The sequence below is a fragment of the Paenibacillus sp. JT22N7 genome (assembly GCF_059383875.1).
On record NZ_JBXENY010000001.1, the window covers coordinates 949,405 to 970,013 of the forward strand.

Below are 20,609 nucleotides of genomic sequence, written 5' to 3' on the forward strand. Positions count from 1 at the left end.
AGGTTGAGTCAGCAAGTTTTTTACTATGCAGTATTAATATATTAAGTACGCATTAAAATCTGTTTACTTGTAGGCTGGTTTACCTCAGCCACTATAACTTATGAGATCCATATTATACTTCTTTTCATATTCTTTTATTTTCTTAAAATTTCTTGATTAGGAACTTTGAAAAGTTGATAATTACATTTTTTTATGTAGGTGCTGTTATTGAACATTAATTATATAGATAATCGTTAGCGTCGAATAATAAAATGTATGTTGTAACTTTTTTAAGACAGAAGAAAGTAATTCAAAGAACATAGCATTAAAGGTCCTAAGATGGGAGTGCGCAAAGTATGTAGTCTATTGAATCACAAATAATCGTACTTATACATTTAAGACTTTTAACACGTTTTAAAAAGAAGAACACTACCATTTGGACTATCTGGATTTTGTGGTTCATATTACCCGCATTTGTTGTATTTAACATTTTCGGCTATTAATTATGGGTCTATTATACTATAATGAGTATACTTCCACAATTAGTAAGGAGATAGAATATGACACTTCCAAATCCAGTTGGTCAACAAGTTGAAGTACTTGCGCTACCTGAGCAAGGTCATTATGTTGTTTTAGGTACCGCGGGTAGTGGTAAAACTACTCTCGCTATTTATCGTGCAGCCTATCTTGCGAAGACATTTTGTGCCTCTGACGAAAATACAATGATTGTGACATTTAATAAGGCTCTAGTAACATTTTTAAAGTCAATTTCAAATAAGCTTTTAAAAAACGTACATGTACTTAACTATCACAAATTCGCACGAGGTTATTTAGCTAGTCGAGAAAAAATGGGAAGATATGATATAGTACCACCATATTCTTCACGATATTATACAAAAACCGACTTAATCAGAATTGCTCATGAGGAAATTACATCAAAAAATAAAGGTGTTTCCACATTGGAACGACCAGTAGAAGTTTTCATTGAAGAAATTAACTGGATTCAAAAGAACGGTATAACAAGCCAAGTTGAATATGAGGATGTTGAGAGGACCGGTCGTGCTGGAACCAGAATTACAAGAGTAAACAGAAAATATTTCTATATGGTATATGATAGATATTTGTCGTTACGTCAAGAAAAAAGCTATTTATATGATATGGAAGACCTTGCTTACTATGTACGTGAAGAATTGAAAAAAGACAACACTAAGCGTATGTACAAACATATTATAATCGACGAAGGGCAAGATTTCTCTCCAACAATGTTACAATCGCTTGCGCTTGCTATTCCAAGTGATGGGAGCCTCACATATTTTGGTGATGTTGCCCAACAAATTTACGGTAGTAGAATTTCTTGGCGTTCAGCTGGTTTTATGAATCCTCAGATTTGGAGGTTTAGCCAGAATTATCGGAACACAAAAGAAATTGCAGCGCTGGGTCTTGCAATATCGAAGATGTCTTATTTTAAAGATGACGCTGATTTAATTGAGCCGAAATTCCCAAGGGCTTCTGGTCCGTTGCCCGCACTTTTAAAATTCGATAATGAAGATGATGAAATTGAGTACCATTTAAATGAGATACCCAAAATAGCTGGCACTCAGACTGTAGCGTTGTTAGTTCGTGATAGAGAAACAGTTGCGTTCCTACGCACTGAATTTGCAAACAGAAGAGTTGATACGACAGAACTTAGTGGTGAGATGATATCTTGGAATACAAAACCAGGCATTTCGGTAGGAACATATCACTCTGCAAAAGGATTAGAATTTGATATAATTATAATGCCATTTTGTACTCAGGATAGGCTACCCGCACAAGAAAGAATTACAGCTCTTGATTCCAAAGATGAAGCAACGAGCGAAGAGATAAAGTTGTTATATGTTGGTGTTACAAGAGCAAGACGAGGTTTAATTATCACATATGCTGGTGAACTTACGGAGATGCTACCGCGCGACAATAACCTTTATCAGGAGTTTGAAAATGAATAAATTGGATAATGATATTAAGGAACGAGGAATCACTAGGTTGTGTCACTTCACGAGATCAAGCAAATTGTTACATATTCTTCGAAGTGAGTCTGGCATCATTTCGAACACAAGTTTAGACGATCAACTTGATTTGCTAGAAAAGAATGATCAATACCGTTATGATGGTAAAGAGGATTATGTTTGCTGCTCAGTACAATATCCAAACACATGGTATTTGAAAAGGATAAAGGACAATGACCCAATATTCAAAGAGTGGGTTGTACTCTTAATACATCCACGTTTGATTTTGGACGAAAGTACTTTATTTTGCCATAGAAACGCAGCAGCTGACCGAGGTAGACATATTAAATCTGGTGAAGATGCGTTTAGAGGTATGTTTAACAATCCCGTTGAAGGTCAGAGAACATTGTACCGTACACAGTCAATGTTGAGTTGTTGTCCAACGGATGGACAAGCAGAGGTATTGATTCACAAAAATATTTCGCGCTCTGATATTATCGGGATTGCAACCCCTAACAGGGAACAGGCTAGAAAAGAAAAGTCTAGGTTAAGTTTACTCTCAGATGTACCGCAAGATTTAAACTGGATTGTTGCTCCAGAATTGTTTGATGTAAACTGGAATGCAATGATTAGGGGTGGAATACGCCCAATGGAAACTCCATATATTGAGGAGTGTTAGTATGAATGAGCAGCACAGGTTGCAATTAGTTGATAAACAGTTTGGTTCAATATTAAGTGCAGTAGCTGGAGATGCAATAGGTTGGCCCCAAGAAGATAGAGGTTCAAGAATGGGGCCTTCAACGAAAACACAAGTTCTACTTCAAAAATGGAAGAGAAAATCAGGTGGAAGATACTACTCCCATGAGGAAGAAATACAAGCAGGTGCTTATAGTGATGATACTCAATTAATTTTTTCTACAGCAAGAAGTTTGAAGTATAAAAATTGGTTCACTCATTTCGTGAAAATTGAGCTTCCTTCTTGGGTTCTCTATGAAAGAGGTGGTGGTGGTGCCACTAAAAGAGCGGCGCAAGCTTGGAGTAGTGGAAGTATGCCTTGGGATATCGAAAAACAAGGTAGTAGCAATGTTAAGAAGTACTTTGACGCAGGTGGTAATGGCGTAGCTATGCGTATTTTGCCACATGTTGTATTTTCTAATGGAAAGCTTGATGAGATAATCAATCATGTGTTTCTAAATGGAATATCTACTCATGGTCACCCTAGAGCATTGTTAAGTTCAAACTTGTATGCTTGCGCGCTTAATTACCTATTGAACAAAGATGAGACTCTCCAGTATGGTGAACTAATTAATTATTTAATTGACCAAAAAGATGCGTGGAGTCTCCAGCCAACTTTAAATAATATGAATGATTGGCTAGAAGCTGCTAATGTATCAACAAACAATAAATACTCGGTTCTTTGGAGTAATACTTTAGGAGAGTTGCTTGAGGGTTTGAAAATTGCACAAGCAGCAATAAAAAGAGGGATTCTAGATACAGGTCAAGATACTTTGAGGAAGCTAAATTGTTTTGATAAGTCAACTCGCGGTGCAGGTACAGTTGCAGTTCTCGTGTCTATTTACATGGCTTCAAAGTTTGCAGCAGACCCTGTTGCTGGTGTGTTAGAGACTGCCTTTTTAGAGGACTCAGACTCTGATACTAATGCTTCTATGGTTGGAGGATTATTAGGTGCATTACATGGAACAGAATGGATTCCACCTGAGTGGTTAATGGTTCAAGATTACGAGTATATAAGGAAGTTAGTGAATACTTTTAGAACAGAGGATAATTTTGAGTCTAAAAAAAGACTATGGGATTTCTTTGATAACAAAAAAGTAAAAGAGCAATTGCCTAATATAGGAATTGGAAATGAAGTAAGTATTGGTCCATTTAACTCTGCGCGGTTAGTTGAAAAAATAAAACATAAGGTGAACGTAAAAAATACAATTGTAACTACATATAAATTAGTAACAGATGAAGGTCAATCATTATTTATAAAAATAATAAATAAAGTAAATGACAACATTAAAGAAAGCAAAGAAAGCAAAGAAATTAGAGAAATTAGAGAAATAGAGAACAACGCAACAATATTTGAAGTGAAAACAAAGAATGAAATTACATTAAACAATCCTAATACCAAGTTTATAGTTAATGAAAAGATTGCTAAACAAGAAGTTAGAATACATTTATCAGCAGATGCACTAGGGGAACTTTTAAAGATAGTACCGCCTCGTATGTACGCGAAGAAATTTTTAAAATTAGTATTAGAGGTAATAAATTACATCAATCTAATGAATATTGATGTAAAGGATTCAGCAGATTTCCAATTAATTCGTGCAAAGTTTAGTCCAAAAGGAATTAAAGACGAGCAATTAAATGAGTTATTGAAATTGTTTTTGAAAAATCTACATTAATTGCAATCTGCTGAATCCATCTTGAATGGTCAGGTTAATGGTAAAATAACAAGCAAGAATAAATAATGCTAACTTAAAATCACACTACTTTGTTGTATTCGAGTAGTGTGATTCTTATGTGAATTTTTGATCATAGTGATATTTCACTCTCACAAATAAGCCTGTGAACAATCGTTAGTTTTAAACCAATGGAGTTGATATTTAGTGAGTGGCTATCTAATAATGGGAATATTAATCTTTACCCTTGGTTTAGGGCTTGTTTTAATTTTCAGGTTTGGTAGAAAGCAAAAGATTCATATAACTCGAACTGTTCCTGACGGTTGCGACATAAAAACAATTGGAATTGCTGATATTGACATGATGCTCGATGGTTCTGAGTTTGAGATGTACCTATACAGGCTTTTTATAGAATTGGGCTATCATGGTGTATACAAAACAACAAGCAGCAGAGATTTTGGCGCAGATATTGTGTTTACTGATCGAGAGGGCATAAGGAATGTGGTGCAGGCGAAGCGATATTCGGAGGACAATCCAGTTGGCATAAGTGCAGTGCAGGAGGTTTTCTCATGCATGCGTTACTACAAAGCGAAGAAAGCTATTGTAATTGCATCAGCCAAGTTTACTGAGCCTTGTGAGACATTAGCGGGTATTAATCATGTGAAGTTGTTAGACAGAAGTGACTTGATAGTTATGATTGACGATTTCAAACGAGATGATATTCAGGGAGTAATAGATAGGATTGAAGCAGAGCCAAGAATGATTTTAGAATCATGGAGTGAGGCTAATAGTTCTGTGCTTCAAGAAATAAAGAAGGACTACAAAGCTGAGAAGTATGTAAAGAGAGTGATGGGAAAGTAAGGAATAAAATCGTAAAAATATAAGGAATGATTTTAAATGACTTTTGAGTATACTTCATTTGAAAACGAAGAAAATAAAAAATATAGTGAGCAATTAAAAAGTGTAGTCGAAGAAATACAGGAAGGAATAAAAAAGAGTGCGCATGATTATTATCAAGTTGGCATTAATCTTTACAAGCAATATCTAAAGGAGATCGCGGAAGATTCATTTATCAAAAAAAATAACGTCCAAGTAATTATTGGAAATCTGTGTATATCAATAGAATTAATGCTCAAGGCAATAATTGCAAAAGAAGCATTTATTTTTTTATACTCTGCGCTTTCTGATGAAATCGCAATGGCTCTAACATACCCTAACAAAGTAAAAGCATATAATTTTGCAAGTGAACTATCTTCATTCAAGAAACCTAAGAGTATAGAATTTAATGAGGCGGTTACACGCTTCTATAAGTTATTTCCAGATAGAAAAAAAGAGTATTCTGGTTATTTAGATAACATTTCCGATATTAGAAATAACAGTGTACATGCATATCTTCCTAAATATAATAAACATCAGTTAGATCGAATTGTATATACAGCAATAAAAGTTCACGACTTATGTTGTGAGATGCTTTTATTTATCGACCACATTTTTGGTAAGGACAATTTTGAAATGAAATTTTTAGAAGATTATAAAAGAACTAAAGTAGAAGAATATGAAAGGAAAATTGGAGAAGCAAAAAGTAAATCAAAGTCAGCAGGTTTTGAAGTTCAAAGTGAAGCCATTTTGACTGATGATTGGAATAAACTTCAGATGATCTGTCCGATTTGCAAATCCAAAGCAACTTTATATGGTGAAACTGAATTTTTTCAAGAGGACGAATTAATAGAAGATTTATGGGATAACTCAAAAATAATAGTCCTCGAATATTTGAAGTTTAATCCTGTCTCATTTGATTGTTCAGTTTGTGGACTATTACTTGGAGATATTATTGAACTTGAATTTGCATCTCTTGATGGAGTAATTGATAGATCAAAACTTGTTGAGGATTGGAAGAAAGAAAATGATACAAAGGATTGAGACTCATTTTAAGAATGAAATTATATTATACTCAATTAAAGCAAAACTAGTCTTGACATTGTATTATGTTCTAAAGCTTTTCTGTTTAAGTCTTTAATATCCTTCTACTGCTGGTATGGAAGTTAGGCGTAAGGGAACGAATTAGCTTGGCACTAGAACCATTTAAATTACAACAGCACCTTGTCGCTTCTTTGTCCGCTTTGCCTTCCAAAATCTCAGAATCTGCGAAGTTAAAAATCTGCCTAGGATTAACACCTAGGTATTAATAACCTTCTCCGATGATTCAATGGAGACGTTACATTCACCCCACTAATTGAGGAGAGGTAACTATAATATGAATTTTTATTTTCTGCTAATTGTTTCTTTGTCCAACATCGTGTTTTAGACAATACTAATATTCAATTCCTAACTAAATATGAAAATGAACATGAAACTAGAGGTTCGGTAGGGTGTAGTATTAAGAAACGGTGGAAGTTATGAAGGAATTAACAAAATGAACTGTGGCAGTAAAGAAGTATTTTCTTTGCTGCCACAGTTTTAGGGGTTCAGTCTGACTATATATTTCGTTTTTGTATTTTTTCTTCAAAGTATTTCCGTACATTAGGGTCTTCAAAATAAACCCTGCACCCGCTGATTCCTCTAGTTAATAAAACGTAATAAATATTAAGTACATATCTGGTGAAGTCTTCTTCATTAAACTCATTTAATAGTGGTGTTCCACCAGTATCTTTATAGTTTTCTCTGACTGCTCTAAGTTTCCCATTTTCGGAAACTTGAATATCATTGCTAATAATAACTCCTACATAGTCAATATCTGCTCCCTGAATTGCATGGATTGAGCCTATCTCTTCTTTTGTACTTTCAATTTCAACCCATTTTTCATACTGATTATTCCATCTCCACTTGTTTTCACCTTCAACCCAATCATAAGGTAAATCCTCTTTTTTAACTCCTTTATTATGTGGAGCAGTTGGCTTTGATGCCCATTCTCTAGTATAGCCAGCAATTACACGATTAGTAGTATTTGCATGTAATAGCTCGATATCTTCAGTGTATTTAAATAAATCATTTATTGAATTTACGATTTTAAAATAGGAATCTTCATTACAATATGTAAAAACATCTGAATTAAATGTAGAGTCATTATCAATATCTAATGAGTAAAGAATCCCTTTTATATAGTCATCACCGCTAAACGATCCATTTCCTTTTATTCTGTACTGTTTATCTAATGAGTTATCTATATAATTTTTAGTTTGTTTAATAAAATCGCTTCTGACAATATCTTGCGGGCGGATAGATTGAAATCGATCGTAGAATAAAACTAAGCCTTCAGAAATTTCCTCAAGCATATGTATTTCATTAACCTCAAGAGTAGTTTTATCAAAGTGTTTCTTCGATTCAGGATGCCCTTTTGGATAGTATCTTTGTAAACGATGCGCCTCATCAATCAAAATAATATCGAATTTCATATTTTGCTTGCGTGCTTCATCAATTAGTTTGCCAGCTCGAACAAATGTAAGTTTGTTTTTCAAATTCAATTGCTTTAATATTCTATTGAACTTATCTATTAAGTTACTAGTAGTAATTAACCCAATATTTTTATCTGGATAATCATTTACTAATCTATACATGAGTGACATTAATAAAACGGATTTCCCTGTTCCAGCACCTCCATGTATTAAGTATTTTTGAAAGGGCTCTTGGACTATCTTTTCCTCTATGGCTGCTTGTTGAAAACTCAATTGGGTAAAGGGTGAGTATTTAAAGAGAATCTTCTGTTTTATTTTTTGTAAGTCTTTTGTTTTCACTAATCCTGTATCAAATAGTTCATTCCCCCATAGACGACTAAACACGTCCTGTTCTACTAAATCATGGTCTTTATAGGCGGGCTGAGCTTGACCGTTATTTCGGTTGTACATTTTGAATTTAGTTATGTCTATTTCTGCAATCATGTGATTAATAATCATATACTCTAAATCTTTTGTATGGGATTCTGTAAAACAGCTAGCATTATAAACTACAATACAGTTGTTGAACTCTCCATCTTTGAATTGATGTTCATTAACATTGAGATGCTGATTATGGCGTTCCCAAAACTGTTTGGTTTGACCAATGTATACAGTCTTCTTTGATAAATTATAATAGATATAAGTCACGAACCCAGTGATTAATATCTGTTGCTCACTATCTCTTAAAGCCTCTATGCATTTCTGATTAGTACTTGTTAGATTTTTATTTAGAGACAATTTAATTAGTCCGTATTTCATATAATCTCTCACTTCCATCTTCATTTTGATATTTGAACATAATGGTAACAAAAATATATACTTAATGTCATAATAATGGAGTATTTGAAGTTGTCAATATGAAATTTAATTTATCACACTCAAAATGGAGGTAGAGATATATATGTCTAAAAATGAATCGTGGATGAATGACATTATTGCGAAAGTAATTATGTTTAGAGATGAACGAAATTGGAAACAGTTCCACAATCCAAAGGATTTAGCCATTTCAATATCATTGGAAGCAAATGAGTTGTTAGAAAATTTCCAGTGGAAGAGTAGTGAAGAAGCGATTAATAAAAATACAGAAAATATCAAGGATGAACTAGCAGACATATTAATTTATAGTATCCTACTGGCTAATGAACTTCAATTGAATGTCGAAGAGGTGATATTAGCTAAATTAGATAAGAATCAGAAAAAGTATCCGATTGAAAAAGCATATGGTTCAAATAAAAAATACACAGACTTTGACAATCCCCATTGAACTCAATTGTGAAATGATTTAACTTGAGACTAGTGGAATAGAGCAAAAAAGCTAATAGAGCTTGCTCTAGATAAGGGGGATTATATTTTGTATAGAGGTAAATACTCTGGTTTACTTGATTACTTGAATAGAAGTAATGAAACTCTTGCCATCACTCTTACAACAACAGAAATCGAAGGCATTCTGGGTTTCAAACTGCCTGCATCAGCGTTTAATTATGCAGCTTGGTGGGGAAATGAAAAAGAAGGTCAGCACTCACATGCTCGTGCATGGTTGGATGTTGGATGGAAAACATCAGATGTTGTCTTAGGGGAAAAGGTTACTTTTTATAATCAAAAAGAGGTGAAAAAAATGTTGACTGAAAATGATGTGATTTCTGCTGCATGTACAAAATTGCAATCATTAGATTTTGAAATTATACAATCCTTACATACCTCTGAGAAGGGGATTGACATTATTGCTAAGCAACACGATCTTATGTTGTACGTGGAAGCTAAAGGAGAAACAAGTGCATTAAGTACAACGAAACGATATGGACAACCATTTAATAATAATCAGATCGAATCTCATGTATCAAGAGCATTGCTAACTGTTTCAAAGTTATTAACACAAAAGCAAGGAGAATGTTTCAGGGTAGCAATAGCACTGCCAAATAATCATGGGCATAGAAAACTGGTAGATCAGATTCAGTCAGTAATAAAGACACTAAATATCATGGTAATATGGGTTACTGATGAGGCTACTGTTGATATTGAGAACGTTAATTAGATTTGTCTAAGAAGGTTGTATTAATGATTTTTTATTGATAAACATTCTGCTTCGTTTGATGACAAGGCTTTAATAGGATGTGTTAAGATTAGCCGCTGAAATTAGCGGTTTTTTTGTTGGGGTGTTGTCTATAACTTAGTAATACTTATGCCCTGTTCAGAGGAATTTCTTTCAATGATAATGGAATACATACCTTTGCTTATAATCGAATAGTTGATGTCGGGAGGGATAATGATGGCTTTTGATTTTACTGCATATAAAGAAACTAATAATCTGATGCCGTTAGAATTATTGGAGAAAAAAATTTATTATAGAGACCTTGTGAATCTTGAACAAAGTTGGACTGGAAGGATGGACGCACAACTAGCCAATACGTTCATTCAAGAAGCTGTTCAACTAATCATTAATGCAATTGCCTTATTTGAGAAAGGCTATCTCGATTGTGCTTACTATTCGCTAAGACAGTCGTTAGAGGTATCTACTACTATGGTATACCTAATGGAACTTGAATCGGATATGAAAAAGGAAGAACTGAGAAAATGGAAAAGTAAAAGTAGATTTCCGATGTATGGGCAAATGCTAAAATTTTTAAATGAGAATGGCAATGCATTTTCTGATATAAAAGGAAAAATGGAAGACTACTTTAATGATCTTCAACGTGTAAAGGAATACATGAACAAACATGTACATAAACAAGGCTTCAACACATTTTATGTTTCAAGAAATCATATGGCAGCTAGAAATAATGACAGAAAACACCTCATTAAGGATTTTGAAAACTGTTTAGTTAGTTGTATTGGGGCTGTAGCTGTGTTTAGGCTGGCAATAGACCCATTTCCAGTGTTGCTTATGGATTATGAAATTTATTCTAGGACAGGGGACTTGCTGACAGAATCTTATACGGAGGAATTTGTTGAAAAATATATTGGACTGGAAGCTTTAGATGCCTATAAAAAAACGGAAGTATATCTCGGCTACTATGAAGCTATTATGGGTGAAGAACAGAGACAACCCTGTGTACTTGACATTGTTAAATATCAACACATAGATAAGGAAAAGATTGATGAAATTCTTAATCAAGCCAATTTTATAACAAGGACTGACTTTTTAGCTGTGACTATAGCAGGATTATCCGAAAAGGTCGCATCAATTTATTGTTTAGATGGATGGTATCATTACACAACAAGCACAAAATCAGTTCGGACTAATTTTAGTTTCCATAGTATTAAATTAAGAAACATTAGAGAATCAGGAAATCATTTGAACGTTCCGTATGACGAAGCATTTTTATCTTGTTTTGACCTTGACTCTGACTACTTTTTTTTAGAACATAATGAAGAATTTATGCCTGAAGAATTTGAAAACTTGCGAATCCTTGTTTCGGCTGTTGTACAGTTAATGAATAAAGGAAGTTCGTATGACGAACAAGATGAAAAAAATTGACATTTGTCCTCCTAATAAGTTACCTTAGTTATAAGGCGATTTTGCCCATAAATACTTCAACGGGACACCAATAAATATTTGGTTTCGGTTGGTTGACTATCAATAAAGAAGTAAGTCCCTAGCAAGAACTCTATTCCCTCCAAACCCTTGATGCGTAAGGCTTTAGCAACATCGACAGCATCAGCCACCTGTTTGGCTATACGATTAATATTAGCAAGTCGAAACCAACGAACTCCGAATTTATCGCGATGGTTGCTGACAAGCTGCGGATTGAGCATAAAGTGTCGTAAAACCGCGTCGTTACTGGGTTTTCGCTCTTTAAACGTTTGCTGAAACGGTGAATTTGCGGCTAAACCCGCCTCATCGTTCCGATAAACAATCTCGCAAAGATTGCGATAAACTCGCACAGTTCCGAATAGTCAACGTAGCCATTATATTACACGAATATACGGATTAAATCTACTGACGATCGAGGCGGCCGCTTACGGAGCTTATTCCGTAGTGCGGTCGCTTTCTTCATTTTTCCGTTACATAAACCGATATTATACGTATTACCTAAAAAGGAAATCGCAGGGGGATTACGCCATGGAGTCGAAGAACGAAGTTAAAAGTGGAGACACAGCGTCGAGTTGGGCGCAGCGTAGTACTTCGGAAATAGAAGCCGCAGAAGCAAAATCTGCGATAAATTTATACGGAGTTGCTGGAATAGTCATTATTGTAATAGGTGTATTACTAGCGCTATTTTCAAGTATATCGACCGGTACCACAATATTCGCGCTGGGGTTTGTAGTAATGGGAATCGGTGAGATATTGCGTTACCTCAACAAACTGAGCAAAAGAACATAAAGTACGCGATAAATATGCGGTTATTCCTTACGAGGAGTGACCGCTTTTTTTTTGTTTTACGGAAAGTGTAAAGGTGAGCGCTGAAGGAGCGGCTTATAGCGGAATGGAGGCGTGGTTATAGTGGCGGAAAGATGCGAAAATATCCGATACTAAATAAAATTTTAATTTAACTTAAACCCTTGATAACGCTGAGATTTTGATGTGTTTTAACCCACCTAGCCTTCTTACGCCACTTTACCTTTTTCACTCGTTTTACTTAGAATATAGTGTAAGGATAATAAAAGCGAGAAACGGCGATGAGTTGATACTTCGGAAAGATTAGCGTAGGAGCGTTTCAAAAAAAATAAAGATGGCCGATTATTTGGTGTTTTTTATGAATGACTTTTATATGATATACGTACAGGAAGGACGGCCGCCGCCGCGCTACTTAACGCCTACTTGATCGCGCATTATATCGGCAGCATCAAGCGCGGATTAGCACCGGCGGAAAAACCGGCATACTTTCTTGACGTGAACGCCTGGCAAACGGACTATAATACGTTTAACAGGCCGCGCGTTCCCGAAGACGTAGCCGCGCCAGCCGCCGCCAGATATTACGCAGCGCAACGTATTGCCGCGAGTGTACCGTTTCTCGTTATGGACGATATCGGCGTTCGAGATGCGTCCGAGGCTTTTCGCGCCGATCTTCATACGTTGATTAATTCGCGAGTAGCGGCGGACTTACCGACGGTTTATACGTCCAATATCGCGATAATCGAATTAACAGCGTTATTCGACCGACGGTTGGCCGATCGGATACAAGAACAGTGCGGAAGGCTGACGTTTAAGGGCGAGAGTAAGCGCGGAATGAGATAATATATGAAACAGCAAATTAAAGAGATATCGCGAGAATAACGGAGTTGTGGATAACTTAGCTAATCTAATATGTGCCGAAAAAAGTTGGGAATATCCCTTCTCACTAGGAAGATAAGCGTAACGAGTACGGTGAAAGCCGTATAAAAACCGGTTATTAGCGTCATTAATTAATTTCCGCGTCTTGAGGGAAACGCTAATTGCGGTAGTTGCAGGAAATTCCTGACGAAAATATAATACGGAGGAGGCGGAACACAGGTGTGCATTACGGACAGTTAGACGCTCCTATAGCGGATTTCCTTAAAACGAAGAAGTCAACATGCGTGAGATTGTCGGTAAGGCATATACGGAGTTAGGTCGAGAGTTGAAGGAAGCACAAGAAGCGCTGTCGAAGCATGGTAACGGTTGCTTTGAGAAGTGGTGCGAAAGATTGGAATGAGATGTTAATAATGAAAAATGCTAAAAAGACTAAAAATATCAAAAAGACTACCTAGTTTTGTTTCCAGTCCAGCAGTCTGCCGATAGGCAGACTATCTTTTACGAAGTCTTAATATTAGGAAATTATAAAGACTGATTTATTTAAAATCCCAATTTAGAATAGGAGCAACCTTATTTAGAATAAAAGCAAGTGTCTGTTCAAGTATTCTTGTCAGCAAAAAGGAACTCACTCAAGTCAAAGTGAATTCCTTTTTTTCGTTGAAAACAGTGATGTTTTTGTTAAATTTATATTTTTCTCTTTTATTCCGAGTACACTCCCCCCTTGTGAGAAGTATACTCGGATAAGTGTATTTTTTGTGGATGTTAGTAAGTCTATCTTTGTTTCTTCAACAATCAATGCATTAGCGAATTACTAGCCGACAGCCTAAAATGATTCAGGATCTTTTATTTCGTCCAATCAGATAAGTCATAAACAAAGTAAGAACTGAAATAATAACTAATGCTTGAATAGAAAGACGAAGTTCAAAAGCGTATTCCATGACAGCATCTCCTTGATAAAAAGATAAGGGGGGAATGCCTATCATGCTTCTAACTTATCCGAGATTATACAATTACATATTAACATGACATTTAACACTTATCCAGAAAAAAATGACGATATAAGGGCTAACTAATGCCTAATACAATCTACTGATGGCTGCTGCTACGAACATGATCGTTAGAAGCTTATGGCACTAAAAAGAGGACATATCTTTTCATAACCCATATCTATAATGTCGAAGCCTTCACTTGTCCATTCCCGAAGTTCTTGCCAAATGTACACTCCATCTTGGCAAATAATACATTTATCTTTAGGTAAGTCGCTGAAAGCGCTTGTCCACCAATTAATCTCTTCACCATAAGCGATTCTATAGTCCTCATACTCCAGAGCTTTTTCAATATCAAATGTAAATGTAAAGTCACGAGTATTGAGGATTCTATTCTTGTGTAGAATGGTGCGTTTTGAACCATAGCATGCAAATGCGGTAACTAGGTTGTCGGAAGTAGCTATAATTGATTCTCCAGAGATTAAAAATTCGTTATTCATATAATCATACTCCTTATATTGGGTATAGGTTGAATTGAAAATGCTGCAAATATATACTAATTAAAGTCTAGGATAAGAATTATAATATACCTACGTCGGTATATTGTCAACATATCAAATCGGGAGGTCATCAAAGATGAGACTAAAAATAAAACTCAAACAAATACTTAAAGAGCGTAATATGACACAAAATGAATTATCAGAGCTTTCCAATGTAACACAATCAAAAATCTCTAACCTTTGTAACAATAATATGAAAGAGTTGAATATTGCTATTCTGGAGAGAATCGCAGTAGCGCTTAAAATAGAGGACATTTCAATACTAATGCAGCTAGAAGACTTAAATGAACAGCTATTAGAGGAGTGAGCTAATGTGAAAGAGCAGCACGTTTAACTATAGCTAGCTAAGTGAAGTGCTGCTTACGTGTAGACCTAGATGGAGTTGTCAATGAGAAGCCGTTGTAGGCGCTATAGATTATATGCTCTCTAAACGATACTGCTTCCATTGTAACTGTAAGAAGGAGTATGGTGGAGGATTAATGTCCTTAATGGTTTATGCTTGTTAGACGAAGGCGTAGGCGGTTAGCGCCAGATATTCTAAGTTTACTGACAGTATTCAATGTAAAGTGCCATTACATAATATAAATGAACACTTCAGCGGACAGTTTGTTGTTAAATACACCGTCAGACTTACTGATTGTTATTATTTAAGTTGTGCTAAATACAAATAAAATAAGCACATTCCCGTCTACTCCTTAACGTAGGATAGGAATGTGCCATTAATAAAATCTGAGTTTTATGTAGATCTTATTTGTTGTTTCTGTTTGTAAATTTCTGAATGATCGAATAAACTCCATTAACAATTTTGATCGCTTGTTGATGAGTTATGTTTCGTTCTATACCATGAACAATATCATTACGTATTTTAAGTGCATCATAAATAAATTTACTTTCTTTAATTGTAATCAAATCCTTATTGGTTGCAAGTTCGATTAGTTCTCTAAGAGACCTATGCCTAGTGCTATCTGGTATATCAAAGAAAACATTATTTCTTAACTGAGCTTCAAGTAAAGTTATAGCAGAGACGATTGCAGGCCTGTATTCGTGTGCTAATATTAGCCTATTTGGTTCATCAAAGATTTGAGGAGCAAGTTCCTCAGATAGAATCCGTAGCCAGGATAGTAATCGATTTATAAAATCTTCATTTTGGTTAAGAACATCTTTCGGTCTTAGCAATATTTGGTTTTGGTCAATCTCTGTGTTATTAGAGTTAGTATCATCATTGATAATTAATATTCGACTACTTTGTAGCTTCCGAGAAAGAATCATGTTAAGTTCACGTTGTGTGTATGCAGTAGAAATATCAATTACAAAAATACTTGCTCTTTCAATCAGTGCGCTTATCTTTGCCGATATTGTATCAACGGGTGTAATTATCTCATCAGCAGTAATTGGCGTGAGTCCTTGTTCTAGTACTAGTGGGAATATATTACTACGATAAAATGACAGGAGATGGTTTGGCACTGAAAAGTAGCACAGTCTATTATTAGAGTCTGTTGGAATTATCAGAGCTTGTTTTAAACCTTCCTCAACCACAATGCTTGTTTGTAATAACTGCTTTTCCCAATATTCTTTAAGCTCAACAAACACTTTTTCAAGGATATTTTTATAATCACTTTCTTTTCCTGGTAAATTGATTACTTTTATTCCTCTTCGTTCGAATCGTGCTACCACATGTGGTTTAGCATTGACCATTATGGTATAAGCGAGTCTTCTCAACTTACCTAGCCTTTCTCCTACAACCTGCCAAATATGCCTCATATCTGGATCGTCCAAACTATAGCCTATGAATAGTGCTGTTTTTGATATAAGTAGGTTTGCTAAGTATGTCGAAAATAAAGGATACCTTTCAATGAATAAGTCATAATCATCTTCAGTTACTATTAAATGCTTAGGATGATGCAGATCACCGTGAATTTTGATTAAGTTTACTCCAATATTCCCAATCGTTACTGCTAATCTATCCTCCTCAACAACTGGACAACAGTATCTGTGTGTTGCATCATATCCTCGTTCTAACAAAAACTCCAAGTTAGTGGTGATTACTGTTTCAAAGGGGATTTCACAAAATGCCTTATGCGTATTTCCTGGTTTGGCCTTGTTCACCAACAAAAGCTCAGTTAACTTTTCGACAAGCTTTGACCTAGAGTATTCATACTCGAATGCAGATATTGCATCAATTGCACCAGAATAAGCATAATCAGGTATTAAACTTGCAAGGTGCAAGCCTAATTCATCCCACAAAGGCATAGAGAGATTTTCTGGAATATCTGCATTCTTTGAGAAGCCTGCGCCGACAAAGGGGATACAATTACCTCTAACAAGGTCTTCCAGAAAAGGTATTGGGAAATATTCAAGATAGCTTTTCATAGCATTCCTCCTAAAGAACATTAATTTTGTTAATGATGGTAGTAATATATTCGTCCATTAAATTGTTTCAGAATCGATAAACAGTAGTACTTAACCTATTTCATAACAGTTATACTGCATCTTGCACAAATATTTTAGTCATCTTTTGTTTATAAGGAGTAGGGGCAGCCAAAGCCATAACTTCATCATTAGGCTCATACTCATTCACCTTAATCGTTTGTGCAGCAGTTAAATGGCCATCTGCTTGATCAGAAATTCTCTATCCCATAGTTTAACGCCAAGGTTCTTTGCACCGTCTCGTGCTTTTTCAGTGAAGTCACTGTTTGTGATTACCCATACCTCTTGGTAACCATATACATCCTTACTCGTGTATGCTTTCTGAATAGCTTCATATCCCATGCTCTTCTTCCAATGTTTTGTCTGAATGACTACCTTCTTCGTTACTCATGACAGAATATTGTCTGCATTATAATCACTCTTACCACCTGTAAACATCACGTTCTATCCCTGAAGTTTGAAATACTGCTATAGGTAACGCTCGAACATCGCCCTGCTCATCTTATTGATCTCGTGGTTGATGGCTTTCTTTAGCTTCTCTTGCAATGTAGTAAATGCGAAAGCCGATACTAGCCACAAACACAACGATTATGAATATTAGGAGGATATTCATCCATGTCCCACCGATTAATTTGCCATACTTGGTGAAGGTGATGTTGAAGGCAAGCAAAAAGGCACAGCCAAAAACAAGTTGCAATATAATATCTACGAATATTGGCGATTTTTCAGGTCTTCTTGCCCATACATCTACCTCTACGCATTTGGTATATGTTAGGATGTATATGAGTAATTATAACTACTTCTTTAAGTTGGTGGAAGGTGCTTGCGCATATTAATAAATTTAGGAGATAAATGTCGATGAATAGATATGGTGTGGTGGCAGTTAATGCAGTCCACTCTATGTTGAGTGGAGAAGACGTACATCCTCTGATTGCATGGAAAAAAGCAGCAGCGGAAGCATTTGGTGAAGGGACTTGGGCTCAACGTAAAGGGTGTCCGAAAAATGCTTTTCTCGGATTATGTGAAGAAGGATTGGTACAGGGTATTAAACCAGGAAGTTATGCAGAGAGAAGTACGTCACAGAAGAACAAGAATTACGCTGTTAAGGCTGTGCAGATTCTGAGAGACAAGCCTGAGTTGGTAGATGATAAGCTTGGACTATGGAGAGAGGTTATGAATGGAGTAGAAAAGTCCCATAACTACCAAATGGATGTCGTACTTTCCCTCTGGAACAACATTTTAATCGAATCGGAGTAGAATATGAATTTCATAGACAAATGGCTGCATATCATAAGAAACTGTTCATTTGATAATACATACAAAATGGCTTGGGCAAAGGCTCTTACTGAAATAGCTGTGGAGTATGAAGAAAAATTTGCATTAGAAGTAACAAGTCTGATAGAAGTCCAACTACGAGAGATTGCGAAAAAGGTGCTTCGCTATTACTTCGAACAAACGATGTTCTTCAGTCTGCAACAAAGTTCGAATCCAGTGAAGCCTCCTGTGGCTATAACAATAGCGAAGAATCTGATAATGAATTATCAGGCTCTGTCAGGGTCAGTGAAGCCAGTGAAATGGTTCAGATCGAACATTGAATTAGTGTGCAGTACAGAGTATGAGAAAGCTGTTAGCGCTACTGTGAAGGCGTTGAAGACTGATGTGAGTTATCGATTCCTACGAGTTGAAGGCAAAGAGGTTGAGGGAGTCTATCAATACGAGCAGAAAGCTGATAGCCTGTTCATTCGAACGGATAGCTTGCTTGCACTTAAAGTGAATAGGCTGATGGTTTTCGATGCCATCAATTATCGTTGGACGCAAATGCTGGAGAATTTCAACCACTCACCAAGACTGTCGAAGAAAGTGAGGATAATTGATGAAGATCAGGTACGACGGAAACCGCTTGGTAAGTTTGCATCATATCTTAAAGTTGTGAATCCTGAATGTTATTGCTTCTTATGCGGGACAAAAATAGAAGGAGAAACACCAGCAATAGATCATGTTATCCCATGGTCGTATCTCTATTCGGATGACGTGTGGAACCTAGTGTTCGCACACCAGTCATGTAATAGTAGTAAGTCTAATGTCATACCGAATGAGGGAATGATTCAGCGACTTGAAGATAGGAATAGGACAATGCTTCAACTTATGAAGGAACAAGGCAAGCTTGATAAGCATGTTTCAGAACTCGAACTGGCTATCGAGAGTAACCTTGTCCGAAAGTTTTGGATTGCGTGTCAAGGCTAAGAAGATGATAGGAGGGTTATAGTTTGAAGACCTACAATAAGCTGGTACGTGATAAGATTCCTCAGATCATCGAAGCAAGCGGCAAGCAATGCACTTTGAGGGTGCTTAATGATGCTGAGTATGGGGTTTCATTAAAGACAAAGATGCAGGAAGAACTTATGGAATTTCTCGAAGCAACGGACGTTAACCAGCAGTTGGAGGAACTTGCTGATCTACTTGAAGTAATCTACAGCTTCGCAAGGTATAAAGGCTTTACTGTGGATGAGGTGGAAAAAGTTAGACACAGAAAGTTGGATGAACGTGGAGGATTCTATGACAAAATCCAACTTGTGTCAGTCCACTAGCTATTAAATATTTAGATTATACATTGAATTCAAGTCGAATTTTTGAAATTCTGAAAGACAAAACTCCAGATTCCTATCCACTTAAGTTTCAAGTGCTTGAATATCTTAGAGTGAGCGATGAAGTACAAAAACTTTTTGCGGTAAACAGCAATATGAGGATTAAACCTTCTGAAAAACATTTTCAATATCTAGAGTATCATAGAGGAAATTTATTTATTGATTGAGGTTTACAGGTTGAGAGGGTGTTGGCAGTAGTTGATAGTCAGAGAACTTAAGGAGTGATTTATATAGCCAACGATAAAATTTCATAATTAGGAGCGATAGCATGAAGGAAGAACAATTTATTGCTTATCTTGTATCATCTGATAGTATTTCAAGTAAAGATAAAGCAGTGAGTTCGAGATTAAGCAAAGGTCGTAAGATAGAAAGAGAATTAGGTATTAATTTGGATGTAGTAGTCAAGGATGATAAACAGACATATCAGACTTTACAAGTAATACAAGAGAAATTTGGCGATAAAAATGGTGCGATTCAAAATGTGTTAAGGAAATATTATGCTTTTACACATGGTACAAACTTCCCAACAATTTTAGAGTGTAAAAAGCGATTTGGATAAGGTAAGGCTGTATAATTATTGTGTATGCTTTAAAGTATGTGTAATAGTATTTTGCGAAATTCGTGTTTTGATAAGACTCATCACACAGTAAGTATGATGAGTCACGGCATAAAGAGATTGCACCTTATTAGGTAGAACACTAAGGGGTTCCATTTAGTTATGTAGGAAGCGGAGTTTGAGTCTAGGTACCTGCTGAAATGCGGATGAGCAAGGTCTACAGGGATATCGCGCAGCCTATTATACTTCAGAAATTGCGTATGAAGAAAAAGTTTCGGGTGGGCAACAGTTGTAATCTTTTTTGTATAATTATCTAGGTCTATTTTGGTTATGTAGCTGTAAATTCTTTTGTGCAATTTTGCGAAATCCATTTACCAAATGAAGGGGATAGGGTATCCTTATCCATGCGAGTGATCCTTT

The 20,609-nt window shown here is 35.8% G+C and carries 19 protein-coding genes and 1 pseudogene; 16 read left to right on the forward strand and 4 right to left on the reverse strand.

From position 1 onward, the window contains the following. The first annotated feature begins 539 nt into the window (after positions 1-539). The 5 genes from AC50Y5_RS04185 to AC50Y5_RS04205 all read left to right on the forward strand — a co-directional run bounded on the left by AC50Y5_RS04185 (position 540) and on the right by AC50Y5_RS04205 (position 6,292). A complete protein-coding gene (locus AC50Y5_RS04185) occupies positions 540-1,964 on the forward strand; it encodes a 3'-5' exonuclease (RefSeq protein ID WP_494858609.1) in 1,425 nt (474 codons plus the stop codon). Beyond that, positions 1,957-2,643: a DarT ssDNA thymidine ADP-ribosyltransferase family protein gene (locus AC50Y5_RS04190; RefSeq protein ID WP_494858613.1), complete on the forward strand. Its 687-nt coding sequence runs from the start codon at positions 1,957-1,959 to the stop codon at positions 2,641-2,643. The genes AC50Y5_RS04185 and AC50Y5_RS04190 overlap by 8 nt, the downstream gene beginning before the upstream one ends. Position 2,644: 1 nt before the next feature. Beyond that, positions 2,645-4,375, forward strand: a complete 1,731-nt coding sequence (locus AC50Y5_RS04195) for an ADP-ribosylglycohydrolase family protein (protein ID WP_494858617.1) — start codon at positions 2,645-2,647, stop codon at positions 4,373-4,375. Between the two features lie 204 nt (positions 4,376-4,579). Continuing rightward, positions 4,580-5,233: a restriction endonuclease gene (locus AC50Y5_RS04200; protein ID WP_494858619.1), complete on the forward strand. Its 654-nt coding sequence runs from the start codon at positions 4,580-4,582 to the stop codon at positions 5,231-5,233. Positions 5,234-5,269: 36 nt separating this feature from the next. Further along, a complete protein-coding gene (locus AC50Y5_RS04205; RefSeq protein WP_494858621.1) occupies positions 5,270-6,292 on the forward strand; it encodes a hypothetical protein in 1,023 nt (340 codons plus the stop codon). A gap of 554 nt (positions 6,293-6,846) precedes the next feature. Here AC50Y5_RS04205 and AC50Y5_RS04210 read toward each other — a convergent pair. Continuing rightward, positions 6,847-8,562: a DNA/RNA helicase domain-containing protein gene (locus tag AC50Y5_RS04210; RefSeq protein ID WP_494858623.1), complete on the reverse strand. Its 1,716-nt coding sequence runs from the start codon at positions 8,560-8,562 to the stop codon at positions 6,847-6,849. Between the two features lie 163 nt (positions 8,563-8,725). Between AC50Y5_RS04210 and AC50Y5_RS04215 the strand changes: the two genes are divergently transcribed. The 6 genes and pseudogenes from AC50Y5_RS04215 to AC50Y5_RS04240 all read left to right on the forward strand — a co-directional run bounded on the left by AC50Y5_RS04215 (position 8,726) and on the right by AC50Y5_RS04240 (position 12,979). Continuing rightward, a complete protein-coding gene (locus AC50Y5_RS04215) occupies positions 8,726-9,067 on the forward strand; it encodes a nucleotide pyrophosphohydrolase (protein WP_494858808.1) in 342 nt (113 codons plus the stop codon). Between the two features lie 87 nt (positions 9,068-9,154). Then, a complete protein-coding gene (locus AC50Y5_RS04220; RefSeq protein WP_494858625.1) occupies positions 9,155-9,835 on the forward strand; it encodes a DUF7662 domain-containing protein in 681 nt (226 codons plus the stop codon). 231 nt (positions 9,836-10,066) lie between these two features. Continuing rightward, positions 10,067-11,278 (forward strand): hypothetical protein, encoded by a 1,212-nt coding sequence (locus AC50Y5_RS04225; protein ID WP_494858627.1) that lies wholly within the window; start codon positions 10,067-10,069, stop codon positions 11,276-11,278. A gap of 167 nt (positions 11,279-11,445) precedes the next feature. After that, positions 11,446-11,568, forward strand: a pseudogene (locus tag AC50Y5_RS04230) (sporulation initiation factor Spo0A C-terminal domain-containing protein); the annotation flags it as partial. Positions 11,569-11,863: 295 nt separating this feature from the next. Continuing rightward, positions 11,864-12,124, forward strand: a complete 261-nt coding sequence (locus tag AC50Y5_RS04235; RefSeq protein WP_494858629.1) for a hypothetical protein — start codon at positions 11,864-11,866, stop codon at positions 12,122-12,124. Between the two features lie 510 nt (positions 12,125-12,634). Continuing rightward, positions 12,635-12,979 (forward strand): ATP-binding protein, encoded by a 345-nt coding sequence (locus AC50Y5_RS04240; protein WP_494858631.1) that lies wholly within the window; start codon positions 12,635-12,637, stop codon positions 12,977-12,979. Positions 12,980-14,132: 1,153 nt separating this feature from the next. Here AC50Y5_RS04240 and AC50Y5_RS04245 read toward each other — a convergent pair. Further along, a complete protein-coding gene (locus AC50Y5_RS04245) occupies positions 14,133-14,501 on the reverse strand; it encodes a hypothetical protein (RefSeq protein ID WP_494858633.1) in 369 nt (122 codons plus the stop codon). A gap of 136 nt (positions 14,502-14,637) precedes the next feature. Between AC50Y5_RS04245 and AC50Y5_RS04250 the strand changes: the two genes are divergently transcribed. Beyond that, a complete protein-coding gene (locus tag AC50Y5_RS04250) occupies positions 14,638-14,868 on the forward strand; it encodes a helix-turn-helix domain-containing protein (RefSeq protein ID WP_494858635.1) in 231 nt (76 codons plus the stop codon). Between the two features lie 440 nt (positions 14,869-15,308). On the opposite strand, the gene AC50Y5_RS04255 is transcribed toward AC50Y5_RS04250, so the two are convergent. Both AC50Y5_RS04255 and AC50Y5_RS04260 read right to left on the reverse strand, forming a co-directional pair. Beyond that, positions 15,309-16,931, reverse strand: a complete 1,623-nt coding sequence (locus AC50Y5_RS04255; RefSeq protein ID WP_494858637.1) for an SIR2 family NAD-dependent protein deacylase — start codon at positions 16,929-16,931, stop codon at positions 15,309-15,311. A 228-nt stretch (positions 16,932-17,159) separates the two neighbouring features. Beyond that, positions 17,160-17,357, reverse strand: coding sequence for a restriction endonuclease (locus AC50Y5_RS04260; RefSeq protein ID WP_494858809.1), 198 nt, complete (start codon positions 17,355-17,357; stop codon positions 17,160-17,162). Between the two features lie 489 nt (positions 17,358-17,846). Here AC50Y5_RS04260 and AC50Y5_RS04265 point away from each other — a divergent pair, with 489 nt between their 5' ends. The 4 genes from AC50Y5_RS04265 (at position 17,847) to AC50Y5_RS04280 (ending at position 20,192) form a co-directional block, all read left to right on the forward strand. Next, positions 17,847-18,245, forward strand: a complete 399-nt coding sequence (locus tag AC50Y5_RS04265; RefSeq protein ID WP_494858639.1) for a DUF6979 family protein — start codon at positions 17,847-17,849, stop codon at positions 18,243-18,245. A gap of 3 nt (positions 18,246-18,248) precedes the next feature. Further along, positions 18,249-19,232 carry an HNH endonuclease gene (locus AC50Y5_RS04270; RefSeq protein WP_494858640.1) on the forward strand — a complete coding sequence of 328 codons (984 nt, stop codon included), beginning with the start codon at positions 18,249-18,251 and terminating at the stop codon, positions 19,230-19,232. A 23-nt stretch (positions 19,233-19,255) separates the two neighbouring features. Further along, on the forward strand, positions 19,256-19,576 hold the full coding sequence (locus AC50Y5_RS04275; protein WP_494858642.1) for a pyrophosphohydrolase domain-containing protein: 321 nt from the start codon (positions 19,256-19,258) through the stop codon (positions 19,574-19,576). 325 nt (positions 19,577-19,901) lie between these two features. Next, on the forward strand, positions 19,902-20,192 hold the full coding sequence (locus AC50Y5_RS04280) for a hypothetical protein (RefSeq protein WP_494858646.1): 291 nt from the start codon (positions 19,902-19,904) through the stop codon (positions 20,190-20,192). Positions 20,193-20,609 lie beyond the last annotated feature (417 nt).

Coding starts and splice junctions, on each gene's coding strand:
- AC50Y5_RS04185 (WP_494858609.1), top strand. CDS start 540: ATGACACTTCCAAATCCAGTTGGTCAACAAGTTGAAGTACTTGCGCTA.
- AC50Y5_RS04190 (WP_494858613.1), top strand. CDS start 1,957: ATGAATAAATTGGATAATGATATTAAGGAACGAGGAATCACTAGGTTG.
- AC50Y5_RS04195 (WP_494858617.1), top strand. CDS start 2,645: ATGAATGAGCAGCACAGGTTGCAATTAGTTGATAAACAGTTTGGTTCA.
- AC50Y5_RS04205 (WP_494858621.1), top strand. CDS start 5,270: ATGACTTTTGAGTATACTTCATTTGAAAACGAAGAAAATAAAAAATAT.
- AC50Y5_RS04210 (WP_494858623.1), bottom strand. CDS start 8,562: ATGAAATACGGACTAATTAAATTGTCTCTAAATAAAAATCTAACAAGT.
- AC50Y5_RS04215 (WP_494858808.1), top strand. CDS start 8,726: ATGAATGACATTATTGCGAAAGTAATTATGTTTAGAGATGAACGAAAT.
- AC50Y5_RS04225 (WP_494858627.1), top strand. CDS start 10,067: ATGATGGCTTTTGATTTTACTGCATATAAAGAAACTAATAATCTGATG.
- AC50Y5_RS04235 (WP_494858629.1), top strand. CDS start 11,864: ATGGAGTCGAAGAACGAAGTTAAAAGTGGAGACACAGCGTCGAGTTGG.
- AC50Y5_RS04245 (WP_494858633.1), bottom strand. CDS start 14,501: ATGAATAACGAATTTTTAATCTCTGGAGAATCAATTATAGCTACTTCC.
- AC50Y5_RS04250 (WP_494858635.1), top strand. CDS start 14,638: ATGAGACTAAAAATAAAACTCAAACAAATACTTAAAGAGCGTAATATG.
- AC50Y5_RS04255 (WP_494858637.1), bottom strand. CDS start 16,931: ATGAAAAGCTATCTTGAATATTTCCCAATACCTTTTCTGGAAGACCTT.
- AC50Y5_RS04265 (WP_494858639.1), top strand. CDS start 17,847: ATGAATAGATATGGTGTGGTGGCAGTTAATGCAGTCCACTCTATGTTG.
- AC50Y5_RS04270 (WP_494858640.1), top strand. CDS start 18,249: ATGAATTTCATAGACAAATGGCTGCATATCATAAGAAACTGTTCATTT.
- AC50Y5_RS04280 (WP_494858646.1), top strand. CDS start 19,902: ATGAAGGAAGAACAATTTATTGCTTATCTTGTATCATCTGATAGTATT.